This window comes from Emticicia aquatica, assembly GCF_923079645.1.
GTDB classification, from domain to species: domain Bacteria; phylum Bacteroidota; class Bacteroidia; order Cytophagales; family Spirosomataceae; genus Emticicia; species Emticicia aquatica.
In genome coordinates, this window is record NZ_CAKLPY010000001.1 from 723,010 (window position 1) to 741,953 (window position 18,944).

18 protein-coding genes are annotated in these 18,944 nt (G+C 33.8%); 5 read left to right on the forward strand and 13 right to left on the reverse strand.

Going from position 1 to position 18,944, the window contains the following annotated elements; all coding sequences use genetic code 11:
• Nucleotides 1–27: 27 nt before the first annotated feature.
• From MJQ71_RS03140 to MJQ71_RS03160, 5 genes are read right to left on the reverse strand one after another with little or no spacing between them, the layout of a single operon-like run.
• Complete coding sequence (locus MJQ71_RS03140) at nt 28–1,047, reverse strand: OmpA family protein (RefSeq protein WP_238804361.1); 1,020 nt, start codon at nt 1,045–1,047, stop codon at nt 28–30.
• A 39-nt stretch (nt 1,048–1,086) separates the two neighbouring features.
• Nucleotides 1,087–2,130 (reverse strand): hypothetical protein, encoded by a 1,044-nt coding sequence (locus tag MJQ71_RS03145; protein WP_238804363.1) that lies wholly within the window; start codon nt 2,128–2,130, stop codon nt 1,087–1,089.
• A gap of 27 nt (nt 2,131–2,157) precedes the next feature.
• Entirely contained in the window at nt 2,158–3,393 is a 1,236-nt protein-coding gene (locus MJQ71_RS03150) for a hypothetical protein (RefSeq protein WP_238804365.1), read from the reverse strand.
• 19 nt (nt 3,394–3,412) lie between these two features.
• Nucleotides 3,413–3,874 carry a hypothetical protein gene (locus tag MJQ71_RS03155; RefSeq protein ID WP_238804367.1) on the reverse strand — a complete coding sequence of 154 codons (462 nt, stop codon included), beginning with the start codon at nt 3,872–3,874 and terminating at the stop codon, nt 3,413–3,415.
• Nucleotides 3,875–3,876: 2 nt separating this feature from the next.
• Entirely contained in the window at nt 3,877–4,380 is a 504-nt protein-coding gene (locus tag MJQ71_RS03160) for a hypothetical protein (protein ID WP_238804369.1), read from the reverse strand.
• Between the two features lie 196 nt (nt 4,381–4,576).
• Between MJQ71_RS03160 and MJQ71_RS03165 the strand changes: the two genes are divergently transcribed.
• Together MJQ71_RS03165 and MJQ71_RS03170 are read left to right on the forward strand one after the other, a co-directional pair.
• On the forward strand, nt 4,577–6,487 hold the full coding sequence (locus MJQ71_RS03165; RefSeq protein WP_238804371.1) for an ATP-binding protein: 1,911 nt from the start codon (nt 4,577–4,579) through the stop codon (nt 6,485–6,487).
• A 51-nt stretch (nt 6,488–6,538) separates the two neighbouring features.
• Nucleotides 6,539–7,153 carry a response regulator gene (locus MJQ71_RS03170; RefSeq protein WP_238804373.1) on the forward strand — a complete coding sequence of 205 codons (615 nt, stop codon included), beginning with the start codon at nt 6,539–6,541 and terminating at the stop codon, nt 7,151–7,153.
• A 64-nt stretch (nt 7,154–7,217) separates the two neighbouring features.
• Here MJQ71_RS03170 and rplI read toward each other — a convergent pair whose 3' ends face one another.
• The 4 genes from rplI to MJQ71_RS03190 form a co-directional block, all read right to left on the reverse strand.
• Nucleotides 7,218–7,661, reverse strand: a complete 444-nt coding sequence (gene rplI / locus MJQ71_RS03175; RefSeq protein ID WP_238804375.1) for a 50S ribosomal protein L9 — start codon at nt 7,659–7,661, stop codon at nt 7,218–7,220.
• Between the two features lie 93 nt (nt 7,662–7,754).
• Nucleotides 7,755–8,009, reverse strand: coding sequence for a 30S ribosomal protein S18 (gene rpsR, locus MJQ71_RS03180; protein WP_238806397.1), 255 nt, complete (start codon nt 8,007–8,009; stop codon nt 7,755–7,757).
• A gap of 16 nt (nt 8,010–8,025) precedes the next feature.
• Complete coding sequence (rpsF, locus tag MJQ71_RS03185) at nt 8,026–8,418, reverse strand: 30S ribosomal protein S6 (RefSeq protein WP_238804378.1); 393 nt, start codon at nt 8,416–8,418, stop codon at nt 8,026–8,028.
• Nucleotides 8,419–8,568: 150 nt separating this feature from the next.
• Nucleotides 8,569–9,015 (reverse strand): type I restriction enzyme HsdR N-terminal domain-containing protein, encoded by a 447-nt coding sequence (locus tag MJQ71_RS03190; protein WP_238804380.1) that lies wholly within the window; start codon nt 9,013–9,015, stop codon nt 8,569–8,571.
• Nucleotides 9,016–9,164: 149 nt separating this feature from the next.
• Here MJQ71_RS03190 and MJQ71_RS03195 point away from each other — a divergent pair, with 149 nt between their 5' ends.
• The 3 genes from MJQ71_RS03195 (at nt 9,165) to MJQ71_RS03205 (ending at nt 13,540) form a co-directional block, all read left to right on the forward strand.
• Nucleotides 9,165–9,938 carry an AMP nucleosidase gene (locus MJQ71_RS03195; RefSeq protein ID WP_238804382.1) on the forward strand — a complete coding sequence of 258 codons (774 nt, stop codon included), beginning with the start codon at nt 9,165–9,167 and terminating at the stop codon, nt 9,936–9,938.
• A 78-nt stretch (nt 9,939–10,016) separates the two neighbouring features.
• Nucleotides 10,017–12,455: a TonB-dependent receptor gene (locus MJQ71_RS03200; RefSeq protein WP_238804383.1), complete on the forward strand. Its 2,439-nt coding sequence runs from the start codon at nt 10,017–10,019 to the stop codon at nt 12,453–12,455.
• 23 nt (nt 12,456–12,478) lie between these two features.
• Nucleotides 12,479–13,540, forward strand: coding sequence for a DUF4249 domain-containing protein (locus MJQ71_RS03205; RefSeq protein WP_238804384.1), 1,062 nt, complete (start codon nt 12,479–12,481; stop codon nt 13,538–13,540).
• Here MJQ71_RS03205 and MJQ71_RS03210 read toward each other — a convergent pair.
• The 4 genes from MJQ71_RS03210 to MJQ71_RS03225 form a co-directional block, all read right to left on the reverse strand.
• Complete coding sequence (locus tag MJQ71_RS03210; protein ID WP_238804385.1) at nt 13,537–13,887, reverse strand: LytR/AlgR family response regulator transcription factor; 351 nt, start codon at nt 13,885–13,887, stop codon at nt 13,537–13,539. The genes MJQ71_RS03205 and MJQ71_RS03210 overlap by 4 nt on opposite strands.
• Nucleotides 13,888–14,028: 141 nt before the next feature.
• Complete coding sequence (locus MJQ71_RS03215; RefSeq protein WP_238804386.1) at nt 14,029–15,921, reverse strand: histidine kinase; 1,893 nt, start codon at nt 15,919–15,921, stop codon at nt 14,029–14,031.
• A gap of 88 nt (nt 15,922–16,009) precedes the next feature.
• Nucleotides 16,010–17,890, reverse strand: a complete 1,881-nt coding sequence (locus MJQ71_RS03220) for a histidine kinase (protein WP_238804387.1) — start codon at nt 17,888–17,890, stop codon at nt 16,010–16,012.
• Nucleotides 17,891–17,962: 72 nt separating this feature from the next.
• Nucleotides 17,963–18,706: a LytR/AlgR family response regulator transcription factor gene (locus MJQ71_RS03225; protein ID WP_238804388.1), complete on the reverse strand. Its 744-nt coding sequence runs from the start codon at nt 18,704–18,706 to the stop codon at nt 17,963–17,965.
• Nucleotides 18,707–18,944: the final 238 nt, after the last annotated feature.

Below are 18,944 nucleotides of genomic sequence, written 5' to 3' on the forward strand. Positions count from 1 at the left end.
TTAAACCAAAACGACTGCTTCTTTATTTTACATCTTCACAAACTCCACGCGTCTATTTTCAGCTTTTCCTTCAAAAGTTGTATTTGAGGTAATGGGTTTTGTCTCACCATAGCCTTTTGTTGTGAGTCGATTGCTATCAATTCCCATTGAAACCAACTGGTTTTTTACGGCTATGGCTCGAGCTTCTGAAAGTTTCAAGTTACTAGCATCATCGCCGTCTGTATCTGTATGTCCACTAATTTCTATTTTTAAGTTTGTATTGTCCTTTAAAATCTTAGCTATTGAATTGATTTCTCCCATCGAAGCAGGTTTAATCGTCGATTTGTTTACATCAAAATTAATTCCATGCGAAACATATTTTCCATCAGTGAAAGCCTTGCCAATCATATTCATATCTCCTCCTGCCGCTAATTTAAAATTCTTAAACATCATATTCATTCCATCACTGGCATCGCCTGTAACAATTAGCATATTTGCTTTAAAACTCACTTCAGGTACAACCAAAACTCGATATTGGTCACAATAAATTTTGATTTGGCCACCTTTTACAGCAATGGCTACGTGATGCCATTTATTAAAATACGCATCATTTACCAAACTTTTGGGGAGTTCTCCTGTTAGCCTTCCATCGGGGGTTGAACAAATCCATTGGCTGTTATTGGTAATAATTTGAACTGAGCAATCTTCACCATTTTTAAAGCAAATACTTACCCCATTATTTGAATCATAAGCAGCATCAAGCCAAGTATCAAACTCAATCGTAAATTCTTTAGGTAAGTAGTTCGGTGTCTTCACTCTTGGCAAAAGGGCCGTATAATATTTTGTAATAAAAAAGGCTTTTTCGTCTTCTGCAATATTTACAACAGCTTGACCTCCGTTGAGTTTCCAGTGTGTGCTAAATTCTCCAGTTTGAGAATCTGAAAAATCATCTGTAAAAATGATTTTATCACCAGCTATAAAATCATAGTTTTGATATGCTTTGATGTCTTGGGCGAAGCACGCACTCACTAAATGGAAGCTGAGTATTAAAATTGAAATTTTTTTCATGATACTTTGAGTATAATTTATTGAGAGTTAAATCCGAATTCAGTTCGCTTTCATGGCTTTAAATTTTCCTTGCAATTGGCCTCGCACAACGTGACCATTACCATCGTCCGAAAAAATGGCGGTGTTGAATTTGCCTTCAATGGTTTTTCCATCATCTTTTGTAATCGTTATATTTCCTGTGCAGTTATAAATTTCATTGTCTGAATAGGCATCACGACTACATCCACAACCTTTTTGCATAAAGCTCATAACTATTCCAGCGTTTCCTCCATTTTGTGAAACTGCCAAAGGGAAGCTACCTACGCCTTTTCCTTTATAAGATATTCCCAATATTCCAGCATTAGGAATCGCCTCTTTATTACCACCATCAATGCCCTCAAGGGTTAATCCAGAAAATGTTATGGCCGAACTATTTTCACTAAAATTATAGATATAAGTAGCATTATTTGTAAGAGCATTGAGGTCAAATCCCTTTGATTTTGCAACGTCATAGGCCATTTGAGGTACATTTCCTTTCGATAAGCCCGCTATTCCACCATTACTCGTATTTGTAAATTTAGCATTGATGATACCAATAGCAGGAATGTTGAGCGTAAACGAACTTTCGTTTTCTACGAAGAAAATAGTTTTCAATAATTGTACTTTTGGAAGATTCGGACTATTCGGATTTAAATCAACTGAAACAACCATTTTGCCAGTTGATGGCTTGCTTTTGGGAGCGGTGTAACTGATAGTATTTTTATCTATTTCGACAATATTTCCTCCACCTTCTACTATTCTCCAATTGGTAGTTGTATATGGATTTTCCTCACCAAGTGGTAAATCTAGGTATTGAAACTCTTTGTGTAGGGGTGGCGTTTCATTATTTGGATCGATATTCGGAATTTTGATTAATTGAATCTTTAGCATACTGCTTTCGGCAGACTCTAAAAGGTCTTTATCGGCATATAAGTACAGTTTAGAGCCTTTTCCAGCAATAGCCTCGTCCCATTGCTGTTTACTCCAGCCTACGGGAGCTTGTGCATTAATATGCTTTAAGTCTGCAAAGATGCTAACGAGTAGTATTAAAATAAGTTTTTTCATAGTTTTAAGATTGAAATATATAAATTTTTAATACCTGTCTTCTTTTCGGTGAACTTTAAATCTCCCTTTTATTTGGGCATTGGGGCGTTTTTTTTGCTCATTATCAAGCGGTAAATTTATTTTGTAACCTACTGTCACTTCGCCTTCAAATGTGCCTTCGATAAATCCGCCAACAACATCATATCTCGAAACATTAACTTTCATTTCATTGGCATCGAAACTATATTCACAACCATCCCAACAATTAATTCCACCCGTAAATGATGTTTTTTCTGCACCTTGAAAAACCTCAAATTCTCCTGTTTTTCTGATAAACGGAATCGTAATATCAAGAAAGCCTGTTTTGTTTTTTGTCGTAAAATCATCGTCTTCTTGAATCAGAATTCTTGTCATAGCATTATCGGTAATGGCTGGATTCGGATGATTATTGAGCAGGTATCCAAACTCACCATCTTTAGAATGTTTTAACTTAAAAGTTCGATTGTTAAAATCTCCACCATTGAGTGTAAATTCAATTTCATTGTTCCCTTCCAATGGTTTAGCTAGTGGTTTTTCTTTTATAATCGACTGATTATTAGTTGGTTGGGTAATTTTGTTTTGCCCAACTAAAGCTTGTATTGCTTTTAAATCGGTGTTTTTTAGAAAGTAATCAACGACGGAAGGTGAACCTGTACAATCTAAATGGATCGTCTGAATTTGAGTCATTGGAACGCCCTTATTAATCGAAGTTTCTACTACATAATTCCTTCGATTCTCTTCTAAACTTTCATGTTTACTTATTTTCCAGCCATTTCCCATGAAGTATTTGGCTTCAAACGGACCTACCAAGCTTATATTAAATGGTGAGACGACTTTTATTTGTAGATTTTCGGCTTCAAATTCTGTAAAAAAAGAGTTGACCGTAACAACGATTTCGCACTCAGTTTCTGCCATCATTTTCTGAATGCCAAGTATATCAACAGCAACTTTCTTCCACTTTTCACGTTCTTGCTCACTTACGTTTTTTCGTTTATAATTAATTTTAAATTGATGTGTAAACGGGCTATTGGCAGCCTCCCCGCCATTATGAAACCACGTAATTCCATCAGTTTTTAATTCGTCTTCTATTTCCCAATTTTCTAAATCGTGTGGGAAAGCCTTTTTGATAATATTTTTTACTCTTTCGTCCTCATTTGTCTCCGAAACCAATGCAGGGCGACCTTCTTGTGCTGAAGTTTTGTTAAGAAACACAATAAAAAATATGATAGATAAGATAGTTTTCATAGTAATTTAGGAGCTATATTTATAATTTCATCGCTTTGGCTAATGCCTTCACTGCATCAATATTTGGTTGATTGGCACCATTTATATCAATGATTATTTTGTCGTCAATAGCCATTGAAGCAGTTGCTATCTTTGTGTTTTTCATAAATGTGATACTTCCTTTTGCTCTCCCGACTATAATTTTTTCGTAAAAATAGCCGCCAACCGAAGGGTCATCTCCTTGGTCATTTCCTCCTACACTCACAATGGTTGGATTGCCTTTGGTGTATTCAGTCAGAGTAATGGTAATTGTCAATTTCTGATTACTATATTTTTGTGAACAAGTATTCATTGGTGGCACACCAGCCATATTTAGGGAGTTGCAATCTGCTTTACCAACAGGTTTATAACCCATTGTTTCAGGTGGGAATTTATTTGATAATTGTGCAAAGCCTAAGTGGCTAAGAATCATTGAAATAGTTGTAAAAAGGAGCTTTTTCATGTCTATTCTTCAATATATTGTTCATTTTTCTTAAACATTGTTTTATTGCAAACCAAAGTGGCTTCTATCTTTACACCGTCACTTGTTTCTCCAACAATATGAGCATCGTAGCTTTTACCATGTTTGGTCAGTGTACAAATGCCTTTTCCCAATTTTTTTGTAAAGCCGATCCCGCTGTTTCTTCCATCAATTTCATACTTTTTGCCAACTAAGATTTTTCCGAAAGCAACTTTAACATAAAAGGTATTTGTACCTTTTAAGGCAGCATCTTTATCATCAATGATTAATTGGAGGCTTGAAAATTCATTGTCTTTAGCACCTTTTTGGGAAAATTGATTACCAAAAGATTTTTCACCAGTTAGTCCACAACTACAAGTAGTTTTTTCCGAATTAGTGGTATATTTCCCTGCATTTGCACCACCAGTCATAATCAGTCTAATACTTGAATTTTGTGCGTTTGCGATGAATGAAAAAAAAAGCAGGGCGATAAAATGGAGTATTTTCATGGTTGATTCGATTATTTTTATTGATGGGTCAAAATTATAAGTTGAAAAATTATTTTTTTTCCACCAAAAGGGGGAATTTTAATAGTTTATAAAGCAGTACCTTTGAAACATTATTCAGAAGCAGAATCTTGACACTATGAAGCTGATAGACAGAGTTTTATGTATCTTTATTATTTCGTTTTTGTGCTTTCAATCAATGGCACAAACGGGCGAATTAGCTCCGCTTCTCGAAAAACTAAAATCCCCAAAACAAGATACAAATCGAGTAAAATTGTTAAATAAAATTGGAGATGAATATGCTTATAATGATATAAAAACTGCCCGAAAATATTACCTCGAAGGCTACGAATTGAGCAAGAAATTGTCTTTTTTACGTGGAATTGTACGATACTTTTCAAGTGAAGGAGAATTGTTAAATCTAGAAGGGAAATATGACCAAACATTACTTTTGTTGCGGGAAGGAGTGAGGCTTAGTATCGAAAAAAAGGATAAAATGCGTGAAGGTATTATGTACGAAAACATGGGAAACACTTTTGCCTTAATGCCAAAACTCGATTCTGCAACAACCTATTATTTCAAAGCATTACCTATTTTTGAATCTTTTCGAGATAGCATAAAGACAGCCAATGTTTATAATGACTTGAGTTCAGTTTTTACTCAAACTGATAAACAAGAAACTGCTCTTAAATACATTAATCAAGCGATTTCAATAAGTCGAAAATTTGAAGATGGATTTTATCTGAGTCATTTAATAAACAAAGAGGGTATTTTGTGGAAACTTAAACGGAGAAAAGAAGCTGAAACCGTTAATAATCAAATCATTGCGTTGGCAAATAAACTTAATGATACTATTGCAATGGCCGATGCATTACAGAATTTTTGTGACCACGATGTTGAAACCCAACATTCTGAAAACCTACTGAAACATGCTACTGAACTGGCTAAATTGAGTCCACAACTTCAATCGGCCGAACGAACTTCTTTGGCTGATTATTGGCTTTCAGTGGCTTATTACTATAATCATAATTACGCAACAGCTCTCAATTATATTAAAAAAGCGGTCGAAAAAGACGAAAAACTAAAGAATATCAACCATTTACAACTATATTATATCCAATATGCTAAACTGCTTTTAGTCAATAATCAAGACCCAATTTTGGCTGAAAAATACAATAATTTAGCTGATTCACTGCGTAATATTAGCTTAAACAATGCTATTATGAAAAACACTAAAGAACTCGAAACTAAATATGAAACCGAAAAAAAGGAAGTTGCTTTGAAACAACTTTCAGATGAAAATCAATACAGAAAGCGATTGATTAGCTTGCTTATTTTTTCGGTCTTTGTTTTGGTTGGGGCATTAATATTCTTTGGCTTGTGGATACATAACCGCAATCGCATAAGGAAGCAGGAACAGATTTTACATGAACAGAAACTACGACAGCTTGAAAATGAAAAACGGTTATTGGCTAGTCGAGCAGTATTACAAGGACAAGATGAAGAACGAAGCCGATTGGCAAAAGATTTGCATGATGGGCTTGGCGGGATATTATCAAGTGTTAAATATTCATTTCTTACTATGAAACAGTCATTTATACTTCAAGAAGAACACGCTTTGGCATTTGAAAAAAGTATGAATTTATTGGATTCGTCTCTTGCAGAGTTGAGGCGAGTATCGCACAATATGATGCCAGAAAGTTTAGTTAAATTAGGTATTCAAGATGCTTTGAGAGATTATATTCATACAATTTCTGAAAATATTAGTATCAAATTTACTTATCAAAGTTTTGGATTAGATACAGTTCTTTTAGAAAATATTTATAAAACTACAATTTTTCGGGTAATTCAGGAATTAACAACTAATGTAATTCGACATTCAAAGGCTACCGAAGCGATGGTACAAGTAATGATAGAAAATAACCAAATCAATATTACAATCGAAGATAATGGAATTGGTTTCGACCCTAAAGAAGTAAATAAATCCAAAAGCATGGGTATTCTGAATCTATATCACCGAATAGAGTACCTTAAAGGCAAAGTTGATTTACAGACCAAAACCAACGAAGGTTGCTCATATTATATTGAAATACCGATTCAAAATATATGATTTATAAGGTCATTTTTAGTAAATTATTATACAATAAATGAGGTTAAGCGTATGATTGAAATATTTTTGGTTGAAGACCATCCGCTTGTTACAGAAGGTATAAAAGCAATTTTTGAGCGTCAAAAAGACCTCAATTGCTCAAATTATTTTGATAATGGTAAAGATTTACTAACGAAACTCAATTATATTCAACCCGATGTGATTGTATTGGATATAAATTTGCCAGACATTAATGGAATTGACCTCTGTAAAATGATCAAGGAAAAATTCTCAAATATTCATGTAATCGCATTAAGTATTAATAATGAAAAAGGTATCATTAAAAAAATGCTTGAAAACGGTGCGAGTGGTTATATATTAAAAGATGCTGCTCAGTATGAAATTGTTGATGCTATCAGAACAGTTGTTCAAAGAAAAAACTATTTTAGTCTCTCTGCTTCAACAACGCTCAAAAAGCCTGACGAAAAAGTGTTGCCTTCACTTACACGTAGAGAAAAAGAAATATTAGTGAAAATTGCAGATGGTTTAACTAACCAGCAAATTGCCGATTTACTTTTTGTTGATGTCAGTACTGTGAGTAGCCATCGAAAAAATATGCTTGCTAAATATGATGTCCAGAATACTGCTCAATTGATTAAGTTAGCTATTACAGAGAAATTAATTTAAGGTAAAAATAAAAAAGCGTGCATCTCATTAGAAATGCACGCTTTTTTTATATCAAACAAAAGTCTTACGCTTCAGCAACAACGCTAACAGCAACTTTGTGTTTAACTTCTTTGTGAAGGTCAAGAATCGCTGAGAAATCACCAATGAATTTCACATCATCCATCGCAATTTTCTTGCGGTCGATATCGAATCCTTTTTCTTTCAAGTAATCAGAGATTTGAGTGTTAGTCACACGTCCAAAAATTTTACCGCTTTCGCCAGTTTTCATTGGAATAGTGATAACCATTTCTCCGATTTGTTCTGCCATTGTTAAAGCAGCAGTCTTGATTTTTTCTGCTTTGTGAGCAGCTTGTTTAAGATTTTCAGCTAAAATCTTACGGTTTGATTCAGTAGCTAACTGAGCAAAACCTTGTGGAATTAGATAATTACGACCGTATCCTGGTTTTACAGAAATCAAATCGTTTTTATATCCAAGACCAGCAATATCAGTTTTTAATATTATGTCCATTTCAATTATGAATTATAAATTATGAATTATGAATTTAAAATTAAGAATGATGAGCCACCGTGTGATTCAAAATTCAGAACTCAAAACTCAGAACTATTTCAAACCGTCAGCTACGAATGGCATCAAAGCTAAGTGTCTTGCACGTTTGATTGCTACCGATACTTTACGTTGAAATTTAAGGCTATTGCCTGAAAGACGACGAGGAAGGATTTTTCCTTGCTCATTCACAAACTTCAACAAAAAGTTTGCATCTTTATAATCTACATATTTAATACCTGCTTTTTTGAAACGGCAGTATTTTTTGCGAGCCTGGTCTTTTCTGTCCACAGGGTCGTTTACGAGTGACATTGCGTTGTTTCTCATCTTAGTTTTGTGTTTCGGTTGATGCTTCCGCTTTTGGAGCTGATTCTACATTTTTTCTACCAATTAAGCCTTTGCTACGGCGTTCGCTATAATCAATGGCATATTTGTCTAATTTCGTAGTCAAATAACGCATCACACGCTCATCACGTTTGTACTCAGTTTCTAAAGTTGCAACAGTTGTTGGAGCAGCTTTGAATTGAACTAATTGATAATACCCCGTATTCTTGTGCTGAATAGTGTAGGCCAATTTACGAAGTCCCCAATGTTCTTCGTGAACGATTTCTGCACCTGAATCAGTCAATGTTTTTTTGAATTTTTCGACAGCTTCCTTTATCTGAGTTTCAGATAAAACGGGAGTTAGGATGAAAACTGTCTCATACTGGTTTTGAAACATACTAAAAACAGTGTTAAATGATAAAATTTATTTTTCTCAAAATGAGGGTGCAAAGGTACTGATAATAATATGAAATGAAAAATGTAGAGAAGAAAAATTAATATTTTCTTTTAAAATAATTTCTTTTTGAAAATAATTAGTGCTTTTTACTCAATTATTACCTTTTGGAAGGTCTTTGATTTGTATAAATGTACCGTTGTCAAAATTAATTTTGAAACAAAATGTGTTGATTCCATTCGTAACGACTACAAAAGGACATTTCATCGTAAGGTTATATCGAGAGGCTTGCTCAACAACTGCTTGATTGATTGGAACATCGAAAGCTTTGCATTCTACCAACAAAAATGGACTTCCATCTTTATCAAAAACCACAATATCGGTGCGTTTTTGCAAGCGATTGTAAGCTAATCCGCCTTCAAGGCGAAGAAGGTTTTTTGAAAAACCGTAGTGTGTAATGAGTAAATTGATAAAATGCTGCCTGACCCACTCTTCAGGAGTCAGTACCAAATATTTTTTACGTATAATATCAAAAATATAGGTTTTGCCTTCAATTTCCTTAGTTTTGTAAGTATATGAAGGAAGATTCAGATTAACCATTTCTGGATAAATTTTATATCGTAAGGAACTATTTGAAAAGTTTTTGGCTTTTAGTCTCTAATATCTTGACTTGTAGCTAAAAAACGTCAAAAAATTTTCTACTTTCAGTTTATTAAAGCATTTCACAACAAATTTACGTCATTAATATTATGCAAACAAAAGAAGACATTGTTAAAAACTGGTTGCCACGCTACACTGGTACACCACTCGAAGAGTTTAGACCATATATATTGCTCACAAATTTTGGAAATTACGTTGAGTTATTCGCTCAAAAATATAATGTCGAAATAAAAGGAAAAGACCGTGCAATGCAGACGGCTTCTGCTGGAAATATTACAATCATTAATTTTGGAATGGGAAGTGCAGTCGCTGCCACTGTGATGGATTTACTTTCGGCAGTTTCCCCAAAAGCGGTTCTTTTTCTCGGAAAATGTGGAGGATTAAAAAAATCAACCCAATTAGGAGATTTGATTTTGCCAATTGCAGCAATCAGAGGCGATGGCACAAGCAATGATTATGCTCGTCCTGAGATTCCTGCTTTACCGTCGTTTCGTTTGCAAAGAGCAGTGAGTTCGATGATTAAAAAACATGAACTAGACTATCAAACTGGTACTGTTTATACAACAAATCGCCGAGTTTGGGAGCATGATGCTACATTTAAAGATTATTTGCGTGAACTTAGAGCCATGGCAATTGATATGGAGACGGCCACTATTTTTATAGTTGGTTTTGTAAATGCCATTCCGCATGGTGCGTTACTACTTGTTTCAGATAATCCGATGACGCCAGATGGCGTAAAAACAGAGGAAAGTGATAAGAAAGTAACAGGTAATTTCGTAGAAAAACATTTACAAATCGGCATTGATTCTTTGGATGAATTAGCAAATTCGGGCGAATCAGTCAAACATTTAAGATTTGAGTAAAATTTTTGAAGTCATTTGTTGCCATTTCTGAATGATAGCATGAGTATAGATTAAAATAAAAATACATCAACAAATTTTATGAAGAAAGTTATATTTGGAATAAGCGTTTTTCTTTTTTTATATTTAAGTTTCTCACTATCAACTTCTTACGCACAACGAAAATTTACACTTTCGGGAGTAATTAGACAAAGTAGCAACGATAAACCTATGCCACGAGCGGCCATTTATGTCGATGAAACAGGCTATGGTTCATTGTCGGATACGCTTGGACGGTATCAACTTTTAGTTCCTAAAGGCACTTTCAATATAACGGTTTCTTATCAAGGTTTTTTTACAAAACATCAAAGGGTCGATATTGAAAACAACCTGCACATGGATATTATTATGGATGAAAAAGCCAGCGATTTAGACGAAGTGGTGATTTCGGCTAATAGTGCCTCGCAAAACGTCAAAAGGTTAGAAACAGGTGTAACGAATTTGAGCATTAAAAATATCAAGAAACTACCCACACTTTTGGGTGAATTAGACATTATCAAAAGTCTGTTTTCGCTTCCTGGTGTTGCGAGCGTGGGAGAGGGGGCTTCGGGTTTTAATGTAAGAGGAGGAAATATTGACCAAAATCTTATCCTAATGGATAATGCTCCTGTTTTTAATGCTTCGCACTTGATGGGTTTTTTCTCTGTTTTTAATCCTGATGCATTGCGAGATATGAATTTTTATAGAGGAGGAATTCCTGCTCAATATGGCGGACGAACTGCATCTGTGCTAAATATTAATTTAAAAGATGCCAATGCACAGCAGTTTGCTGGTCAAGGTGGCGTTGGTTTAGTTAGTAGCAGACTCATGCTTGAAGGTCCGATTATTAGAGATAAAAATAAGGATTCACGGATGTCATTTTTTGTGGCAAGTCGGTATTCTTATGTTGGTTATTTGTTTAAACTTTTGCCTCAACAAAATATTAAAAACACGAAAGCTGATTTTTATGATGTAACAGCAAAAGTGGAGTTTCGCCCCACAAAAAAAGATAAAATCGCTCTTACTGGTTTTACGGGTTTTGACAAATTTAAGGTGGCAGGAGATTCATTAGCCAATTTGGAAGTAAATGCGTCTTCATCGCTTTTCAATTGGCGTACAACCAACGCCACCCTTGCTTGGGTTCATTCTTATAATGCCAAATTAAATTCAAAAATTTCAGGAATTTATAGCCGATACGACGCTAATATTATCAATCCAGATTCGGCTTTGGCTTTTAAATTGGAATCTAATATTATTTATAAAAACCTGAAACTAGATTTTAATTATTTGCCTTCCGAAACACAAAAAATTGACTTTGGTTTCAGCACGATTGATTATCAGATTCAACCAGGCAAATTGAGCCCTCAAAACATCGCCTCACAAATAAATCCAATTACGCTTCGCAATGAAAATGCCATAGAATCAGCCATTTATCTCAATGACGAATATGAAATCAATAAGAAGTTTTCGGTTTTGGTTGGTCTTCGATATTCTTATTTTATGAATCGTGGAACAGGCTATATTTATAATTATCAAGCTGGATTGCCTAAAAGTATTGAAACATTGACAGATTCAACATTTTATGCTAATGGAAAAATAACGCAGGCGTATGGTGGTTTTGAACCACGTTTTTCGGCGAAATATTCACTTAATGAAAATGCTTCCATCAAGTTGAGTTTGAACCGAATGAGACAATATATTCAGCTAATTTCAAATACTACGGCAGCTTTGCCAACTGCTCGTTGGAAATCAGCCGATAAATATGTAAAACCCCAAATTGCTGACCAAATTTCAATCGGTTATTTTCAGAATTTATCGGATAATAAAATAGAAGCTTCGATTGAATTTTTCTACAAAAATCTCACCAACGTGGCTGATTATAAAGATGGAGCTAATTTGTTATTGGATAATTTTCCTGAAGCGTCTATTCTTCAAGGAACGGGGCGTGCATACGGTGCAGAATTTTATATCAAGAAAAATATTGGCCTTCTAACGGGCTGGATGAGCTATACATATTCTCAAACGCAATTTTTAGTGAAAGGACAGTTTGAAGAAGAAACTATTAATAATGGACAATATTTCTCTCCAAATTATAATAAACCGCATATTTTAAATTTTATTGGAAGTTATCAAGCAACGAAACGAATATCGTTTTCTACTAATTTTACTTTTAGTACTGGCCGCCCAATAACTTATCCATCTGCTAAATTTTATGTTGGTGGATTAGTCGTTCCGTATTTTGCTAATCGAAATCAGGCTAATATTCCGAATTATGTTCGATTAGATTTAGCCATGAATATTGACGCTGACCCATACAAGATAAAACGATTTAAAGGCAGTTGGAATTTTTCGATTTATAATGTTCTTAATACTCGAAATGCTTATTCTGTTTTTTTTAGAACCAAAACTAGATATGCACAATATTATAATCGGGTTGATATTTATAAATTATCAATTTTAGGCTCAATGATTCCTTCGATTTCGTACAATTTTAAATTTTAGAAAGCTATTACCCGAATATACTAATGAAATTTTTAACACAATTTTTTATTGCAATTTTTAGTGTTTGTCTCATCGCTTGTGTCGATGTTTTTGACCCCAAGTTGAAAGGAGGCATTCCGTCAATAGTTTTTGAAGGAACTTTAACCGACCAACCAGGCCCGCATTATTTTGTTTTAAGTTTTTCGGCAGGTTATAACAGCTCGGAAAGTGTTTTTGATAAATATGTAAATGCGGCGAAAGTTTGGATAACCGACTCAAAAAATATTCATACTGATTTAATTGACTTAAATCGAGGGCAATTTAGCACCCCTGATGGTTTTCGTGGGCAAATTGGAAATGCTTACACGTTACACGTTCGCACAAGCGATGGAGTTGAATATGCAAGTAATGCAGAAACGATGCGTTTTTCTCCACCAATTGAAAAAGTTTATACTGAATACAAACCAATTACAACGCCTCGCCCACAATACCGCGGAACTTTTAATGTATTTCTTGATATAAAAGACCCAGTTTCAGAAGGAGATTATTATCGTTGGACTTGGAAAAACTATCAAAAAGCCAATTATTGCGAAGTTTATACTGTTCCTCGCACAGACCCACCACAAAGATTTTTCAGAAAATGCTGCGATGATTGTTGGAATATTACCCAATGTTTAGGTTGTGTAAATGTTGCTTCAGATAAACTGGTTAATGGAAGAACTTTGGCCAAACAAAATATCGGACAGATTCCATACGATGACACATCTCCATATTATATTTTGGTCGAACAAATGAGTTTATCAAAGGAGGCTTACTTATTTTGGTCAAATGTAAAGGCTCAAGCCAATAATTCAGGTGGAATTTTTGATACTGCCCCAGCAACTATTCGAGGCAATATCAAAAATCTCACAGATGCTAGCAAACCAATGCTCGGTTATTTTCAAGTATCGGCAGTGAAGCAAAAAGCGGTTTTTATCCAAAGAAATAACATTAGTTTACCACCCTATAGTACAGGTTTGATAAGCTATCCTTTTGATGTTGAATGTGCAGTTTGTAATGAAAGTCCGTATCGAACAGCTCGTCGACCATTAGACTGGAAAGACTAATTGCTACCAAATGATTTGGCTTTTCTTCTCGAAACAACAATTTTATCGCCCGTTGTGAGGTGAGCAAAATGCTCTTCTCCGTGCCGTTCAATATGCTTGAGATACTGAAGGTTTAGCATGAATTTTCGGTGAATACGGGCAAATTTTCCTTTTGCTAAAAGTTGTGATTCATGGATTTTAAGTGTTCGAGATGAAATCACTTTTTTACCGCAACGTAGATGAAATTCTGTGTAGTTTTCAAGACTACTCAAATAAACTACTTCGTCAGGACGGATACAGGTTTTTCCGTGGTCAAACCAAATAAGTTGAGGGTCGCAAAAACTGGGTTTAGTAAAAAAAGTTTTCATGGCTTTTAGAGATTATTGAGATCTCAAATTTGCAAAGAAACCTTTCATAATGATAGGTGTATTTATTATTTGGTTGTTTTGGTGGATATTTGGTAGGTTTGACTTATTATTTGGCAGGAATAAAAGTTGAGCAAAGTATTTTTACTCAGTCGGAATACGTATAATCACTTTTGTGCCTTCTGCTTCTTGATTGCTCGTTTTTTTATCTACAATTTTTATATTAATCAGAAAATCATTCGTTTTACCCAACAAGCTAATTCGTTCATCATTGATACTCATGCCCATTGATTGGTGTTTCGGTGTGTTTTTACGTAGTAATGATGCTTTTTCTCGACCAATTCCATTGTCATCAATGATAATTATGATTTGTCTTGATGGTGTTATTTGCTTTGAAATACTCAAAGTTAAGGTTCGGACTCCTTCCTTATTCATCAATCCGTGTTTAATTGCATTTTCAATGTAAGGTTGTAAGAGCATTGGCGGAATCATGATTTCATCTGTATCAATACCCACCTCAATTTGATAAATAAACTTAAAATCATCGTTAAAACGGCGTTGTTCAAGGCTTACGTATAGTAAAGTTGTTTCAAGTTCGTTACACAACGAAATAAGCTGTTCTTTTGAATATTGAAGAATAGAACGCATCAAGGTTGAAAAATCGGTTAAATATTCAGAAGCTTCCGTTGAACGATGCGTCAAAATATAGCTTTTAATCGAATTTAAACTATTAAACACAAAATGCGGATTTATTTGAGAGCGTAACATACGGAGTTCCGACTCCATAATTGATTTATACAACGATTTTTGTTCCTTCTGAATCGTGTAACTTCTGATACCAATAGCAATCGAAAAGAAGAAAATTTCCATCAAAGTTCCCACAACAAACAAAATACTAGGGTCAACACGAAACAATACAAACGAAATATTATTCGTATAATGCGTCATAAAACCAGCGAAGCCGCCAATCATTAGGAAAGTACTGCCAATCTGAATATTTCGTACAATCCGACCTTTTGTCTGAAATATCATGATTAATAATCCAACATTAAGGAATGGGAAAATATCTTGGAAAGTCCAATAAATACTTGTACTCCAATCTAAGCGTTTGAACACAAATAAAATGATAATATCGGCCAATAAAATAGCACTTAAAGAGATAATTACCGAACGAAAAACAGTGGCAATTGTAGGAGATTTCTTCTTGAGTTCAAGAAATTCAAAAATAAATAAGAAATAAAAAATATGCGTTAAAAAAACATAAATATTACTGTTTCCAGTAAATTTTAAAAAAGTTAAGTAGCTGAAAACCAGATGAGTATAAGGAGAATGCTCATATTCCCAGAGATTAAATAAGCCAATCGAAATGGTATAAAAAGCATAATATAAATAATATATTTGGCGGTCTAGCAAGTAAAAAATAATTACAAATAAAGCCACAAAAAATAATATTGGAATTATCAATCCATAAGCAATTAAAAAAACATATTCGTCATAAAAAGCTTTTACTTTATGATAATTTTCCCACTGATAACTAACCAAAAGTGGTCGAATATTAAAGTCAACTCTAGGATAATCATTTATTTTAGCAAAAAAAACATAAACTTGATTAGGTAAAAAACGAACGGGTATATATTGGTCATCAGAGCGAAATAGCCGTTGGTTTGGCAATAATTTTTCATTTGTTTCGCTGACTTTCACGAGACGATTTTTGTGCAATTGAAACAATTGCGTAGATTGGTGTAAACCAGTCGTAAATAATAAATCAAGTGTATCAGAAGTAGGGTTTTTGATGATAAATTTCAACCAAAAATCATAACGATAAGCACTTTCCAAACTTTTCGGGATTTTTATTTGCTGAATCGGCGAAAATGGCTGTTGAAGTATTGCCTGTAAAGGTATTTTAGCAGACGAATCGACCAAAAGTAAACTTTGAGAGCTACAATCTAAAAAACCGCTTTTTTCGAGTTTTGTAGAAATATTTATTTGAGAAAAGGCAGAATTATTTGCTAAAACGATAAATAATATAAATAACAACAAAGATTTCTTGCTAAATTTTCGACTAAAAATTGAAAATTTAGATGTGATAAAATGATTGATATTTTGATGGTTATTTTTCAAAATACTAAATCGGCAAAGTGATTTCTACTTTTGTTCCTTCTGAATTTCCGTTTGTTGATTTTTTATCAATTACATTTATCGAAATATGTAAATCGTTGGTAACGCCCAAAAGCTGCAATCGTTCGTTGTTTATATGCATGCCCATTGCTTGGTTTTTGAGTGAATTTTGTTGATTTGAAAATGCTTGTTCACGACCAATGCCATTGTCATCAATCGTTATGACAATTTCTTCTTCATTTTTTTTTCTAATGCTCAAACCTAAAATTCGGTCGCTATTTTTGCTCATTAAACCATGTTTGATGGCATTTTCAAGATATGGTTGTAGCAACATAGGTGGTGTTAAGATTTCTTCAGAATTAATGTTTTGGTCAATGAAATAGGTAAATGTAAAACCGTCTTCAAAGCGTAGATTTTCTAGTTTTATGTAAAGTAAAGCTGTTTGTAGTTCGTCGTTTAGTGAAATAAATTTTTCTTTCGATTGTTGTAAAATGGCTCGCATTAAAGTCGAAAAATCGGTCAAATATTCGGCTGCTTCTAATTGCCGATGTTTCAGAATATATCCTTTGATTGAATTTAAGCTGTTAAACACAAAATGGGGATTAATTTGAGCACGTAAAGTGCGTAATTCAGACTCTTTTACCGAGCGAATCAAGTGATTTCTATTTCTTTGAGAAAGCCAAGTTTTGTAGCCCAAAGCCATTGAAAAGCAAAAAATCTCAATCAAAACACCATAATTTAATGGAAAACTTGGCGAAAGTCTCATAATTACATTATCAGCAGGTTTTATGAGCAGTAATTGTTCGAGAAAACCAGAAATTGCTCCAAGAATTAACGCGGTACTACCAATCTGAATATATCTTAGAAATGGTCCTTTCAATAAATATAATTGAATTGTACCATAAATTCCCATGGAAGCAATAAGTGGTTGTGTTAAAATCCAGATTTTGCCGCCAAGCGAATAATCTTTCAAAACAAAACTGACAAAAGTGTCAATTATCAAGAGACTTCCGAGTAAATATTTGACGTAAAATATGATATTTCTACTAAATTTTGGAGCTATTTTATGTAATTCAAGAAAGTCATTGATAAATAAAAAATAAAAAATATTGGTAATAATCAGATACGTATTGTTGTTTCCTGAAAACTTGAGAGCAGGAATATAACTAAAAATAAGAACGATATACGGCGAATGTTCAATGGCCCAAAACGCAAATAATAAGAGAAAAAACAAATAAAAACCGTAGTAGAGATAGTATTTTTTCTTCTCTGTAAAAAACAAAATAAACATATAAGTGGCAATAAAAAGCAAGATTGAAATGTAAATGCCATCATTTACGAGATAGATGTATTCGTCATAAAATGCCCGAATTTTGTCGGCATATTCGTATGAATAACTAACAAATCTTGATTTGAGATTGAAGTAAAGTTGTGGATGCTCAGTAACTTTTATGAGGAGTTCGTAAGTTTGTTTTGCTTCAAAACTCAAAGGTAAATATTGTTCGTCGAATCGGTAAGGTCGTTGATGAGGAAGCAAGTATTGGTTGGTTAGTTGAAGGCTTCTGTATTGTCCATTTATTTTTCTGAAAACCTCAATACTTTTATGTACTCCTGAATTAAACAAAAGATTTATGGTCGAATCGCTTGGATTGATAATGGTAACTTTTAACCAAAAATTAAAATGGCTATATTCTGTCGAAATTTGCTGAAACTTAAATTTTGATAAAGGAATAAAAGTTGCTTTGTGAATCTTTTTCAGAGAGATTTTTCCAGTCGAATCAATGAAAAGAGTTGTATTATTCGCTCCGTCTATTTGTCCTTCATAATTGAGGTTTTGCGAAAGAATTATTGGTTCAGTTTCTTGGGCAAAACTGGCACGAAATTCCATGAATAGGAAAGCGATAAATAGTAATAAAAAACGCAAAATATCAATTTTGGTTTAAGGTGAATTATTGGAAAACTAACGTACCAAATCCATTAATTTTATTCGATTAGCTCTCGAAACCTGCAAAGTTGCCCCATTGGTCATTACTACGTAACCGCCTTCACCCTTAACATATTTTTTTATATAAGCCATATTGACTAAATACGATTGATGAATACGAATAAATGGGTGATTCGATAAAAGTGATTCTAAATCTTTGAGGGTACGAGAAATCAAGATTTTTTCTTTATTGAGCATATAAATTCGTGAGTAATTTCCGTCAGCTTCGGCATAAATAATATCTGTTATGGAGATAAATTCTAAGCCTTCGGGTGTCGGAACTGCAACATTTGGTTTATGATGAATGCCCCCCCTCATATTGGCCAAAAGGAGTTCCAAATTTTGCATATCTACTTGTTTATGTTGCTTTTGTCGAACCTTATCGACAGCTCGTGTCAACTTATCTTTTGAAACAGGTTTAAGCAAATAATCAATTGCACAAAACTCAAAGGCCGTAAGTGCAAATGCATCATAAGCGGTACAGAAAATGACTTCAAAGTTTATTTTTGGAATTTTCAATAGCAAATCAAAACCATTGATTTGTGGCATACTTATATCCAAAAAAATCATATCAGGAACGAGTGTTTCTAAAACTTCAAGGGCTTTTTCGGCAGATTGGCATTTGGCCAAAACTTTAACATCGGGGCAGTAAGTTTGAAGTTCGATTTCGAGTGTATCTAAGCAACCTTTCTCGTCATCAATTAAAATCGCGGTTAGCATAACTAAAGTATTTTCTGAAAAGTGAAGCTACAAAAAAAACTTGAAAAGATTGCTATCTATAGAAATTAAGCAAACTTTTTTGGTAGATAAACAGTTATAAAAGTATTAGAAATTGCAAAAAAATACAGTAATTTGGGAATGGTTGATTAAATTATTGTTGCCTTGACAAATATTTTTCTGCAAGCGATAATTTTTGCTCTTTTTTTATTAATATTGTCCTTGAATTAACAGAATAATT

What these genes read in the sequence shown, in the direction of transcription:
- rpsF (WP_238804378.1), bottom strand. Translation starts at nt 8,418, where the DNA reads ATGTTTCAAAACCAGTATGAGACAGTTTTCATCCTAACTCCCGTTTTA.
- MJQ71_RS03200 (WP_238804383.1), top strand. Translation starts at nt 10,017, where the DNA reads ATGAAGAAAGTTATATTTGGAATAAGCGTTTTTCTTTTTTTATATTTA.
- rpsR (WP_238806397.1), bottom strand. Translation starts at nt 8,009, where the DNA reads ATGTCACTCGTAAACGACCCTGTGGACAGAAAAGACCAGGCTCGCAAA.
- MJQ71_RS03150 (WP_238804365.1), bottom strand. Translation starts at nt 3,393, where the DNA reads ATGAAAACTATCTTATCTATCATATTTTTTATTGTGTTTCTTAACAAA.
- MJQ71_RS03165 (WP_238804371.1), top strand. Translation starts at nt 4,577, where the DNA reads ATGGCACAAACGGGCGAATTAGCTCCGCTTCTCGAAAAACTAAAATCC.
- MJQ71_RS03140 (WP_238804361.1), bottom strand. Translation starts at nt 1,047, where the DNA reads ATGAAAAAAATTTCAATTTTAATACTCAGCTTCCATTTAGTGAGTGCG.
- MJQ71_RS03205 (WP_238804384.1), top strand. Translation starts at nt 12,479, where the DNA reads ATGAAATTTTTAACACAATTTTTTATTGCAATTTTTAGTGTTTGTCTC.
- MJQ71_RS03145 (WP_238804363.1), bottom strand. Translation starts at nt 2,130, where the DNA reads ATGAAAAAACTTATTTTAATACTACTCGTTAGCATCTTTGCAGACTTA.
- rplI (WP_238804375.1), bottom strand. Translation starts at nt 7,661, where the DNA reads ATGGACATAATATTAAAAACTGATATTGCTGGTCTTGGATATAAAAAC.
- MJQ71_RS03220 (WP_238804387.1), bottom strand. Translation starts at nt 17,890, where the DNA reads ATGGAATTTCGTGCCAGTTTTGCCCAAGAAACTGAACCAATAATTCTT.
- MJQ71_RS03160 (WP_238804369.1), bottom strand. Translation starts at nt 4,380, where the DNA reads ATGAAAATACTCCATTTTATCGCCCTGCTTTTTTTTTCATTCATCGCA.
- MJQ71_RS03210 (WP_238804385.1), bottom strand. Translation starts at nt 13,887, where the DNA reads ATGAAAACTTTTTTTACTAAACCCAGTTTTTGCGACCCTCAACTTATT.
- MJQ71_RS03170 (WP_238804373.1), top strand. Translation starts at nt 6,539, where the DNA reads ATGATTGAAATATTTTTGGTTGAAGACCATCCGCTTGTTACAGAAGGT.
- MJQ71_RS03225 (WP_238804388.1), bottom strand. Translation starts at nt 18,706, where the DNA reads ATGCTAACCGCGATTTTAATTGATGACGAGAAAGGTTGCTTAGATACA.
- MJQ71_RS03195 (WP_238804382.1), top strand. Translation starts at nt 9,165, where the DNA reads ATGCAAACAAAAGAAGACATTGTTAAAAACTGGTTGCCACGCTACACT.
- MJQ71_RS03155 (WP_238804367.1), bottom strand. Translation starts at nt 3,874, where the DNA reads ATGAAAAAGCTCCTTTTTACAACTATTTCAATGATTCTTAGCCACTTA.
- MJQ71_RS03190 (WP_238804380.1), bottom strand. Translation starts at nt 9,015, where the DNA reads ATGGTTAATCTGAATCTTCCTTCATATACTTACAAAACTAAGGAAATT.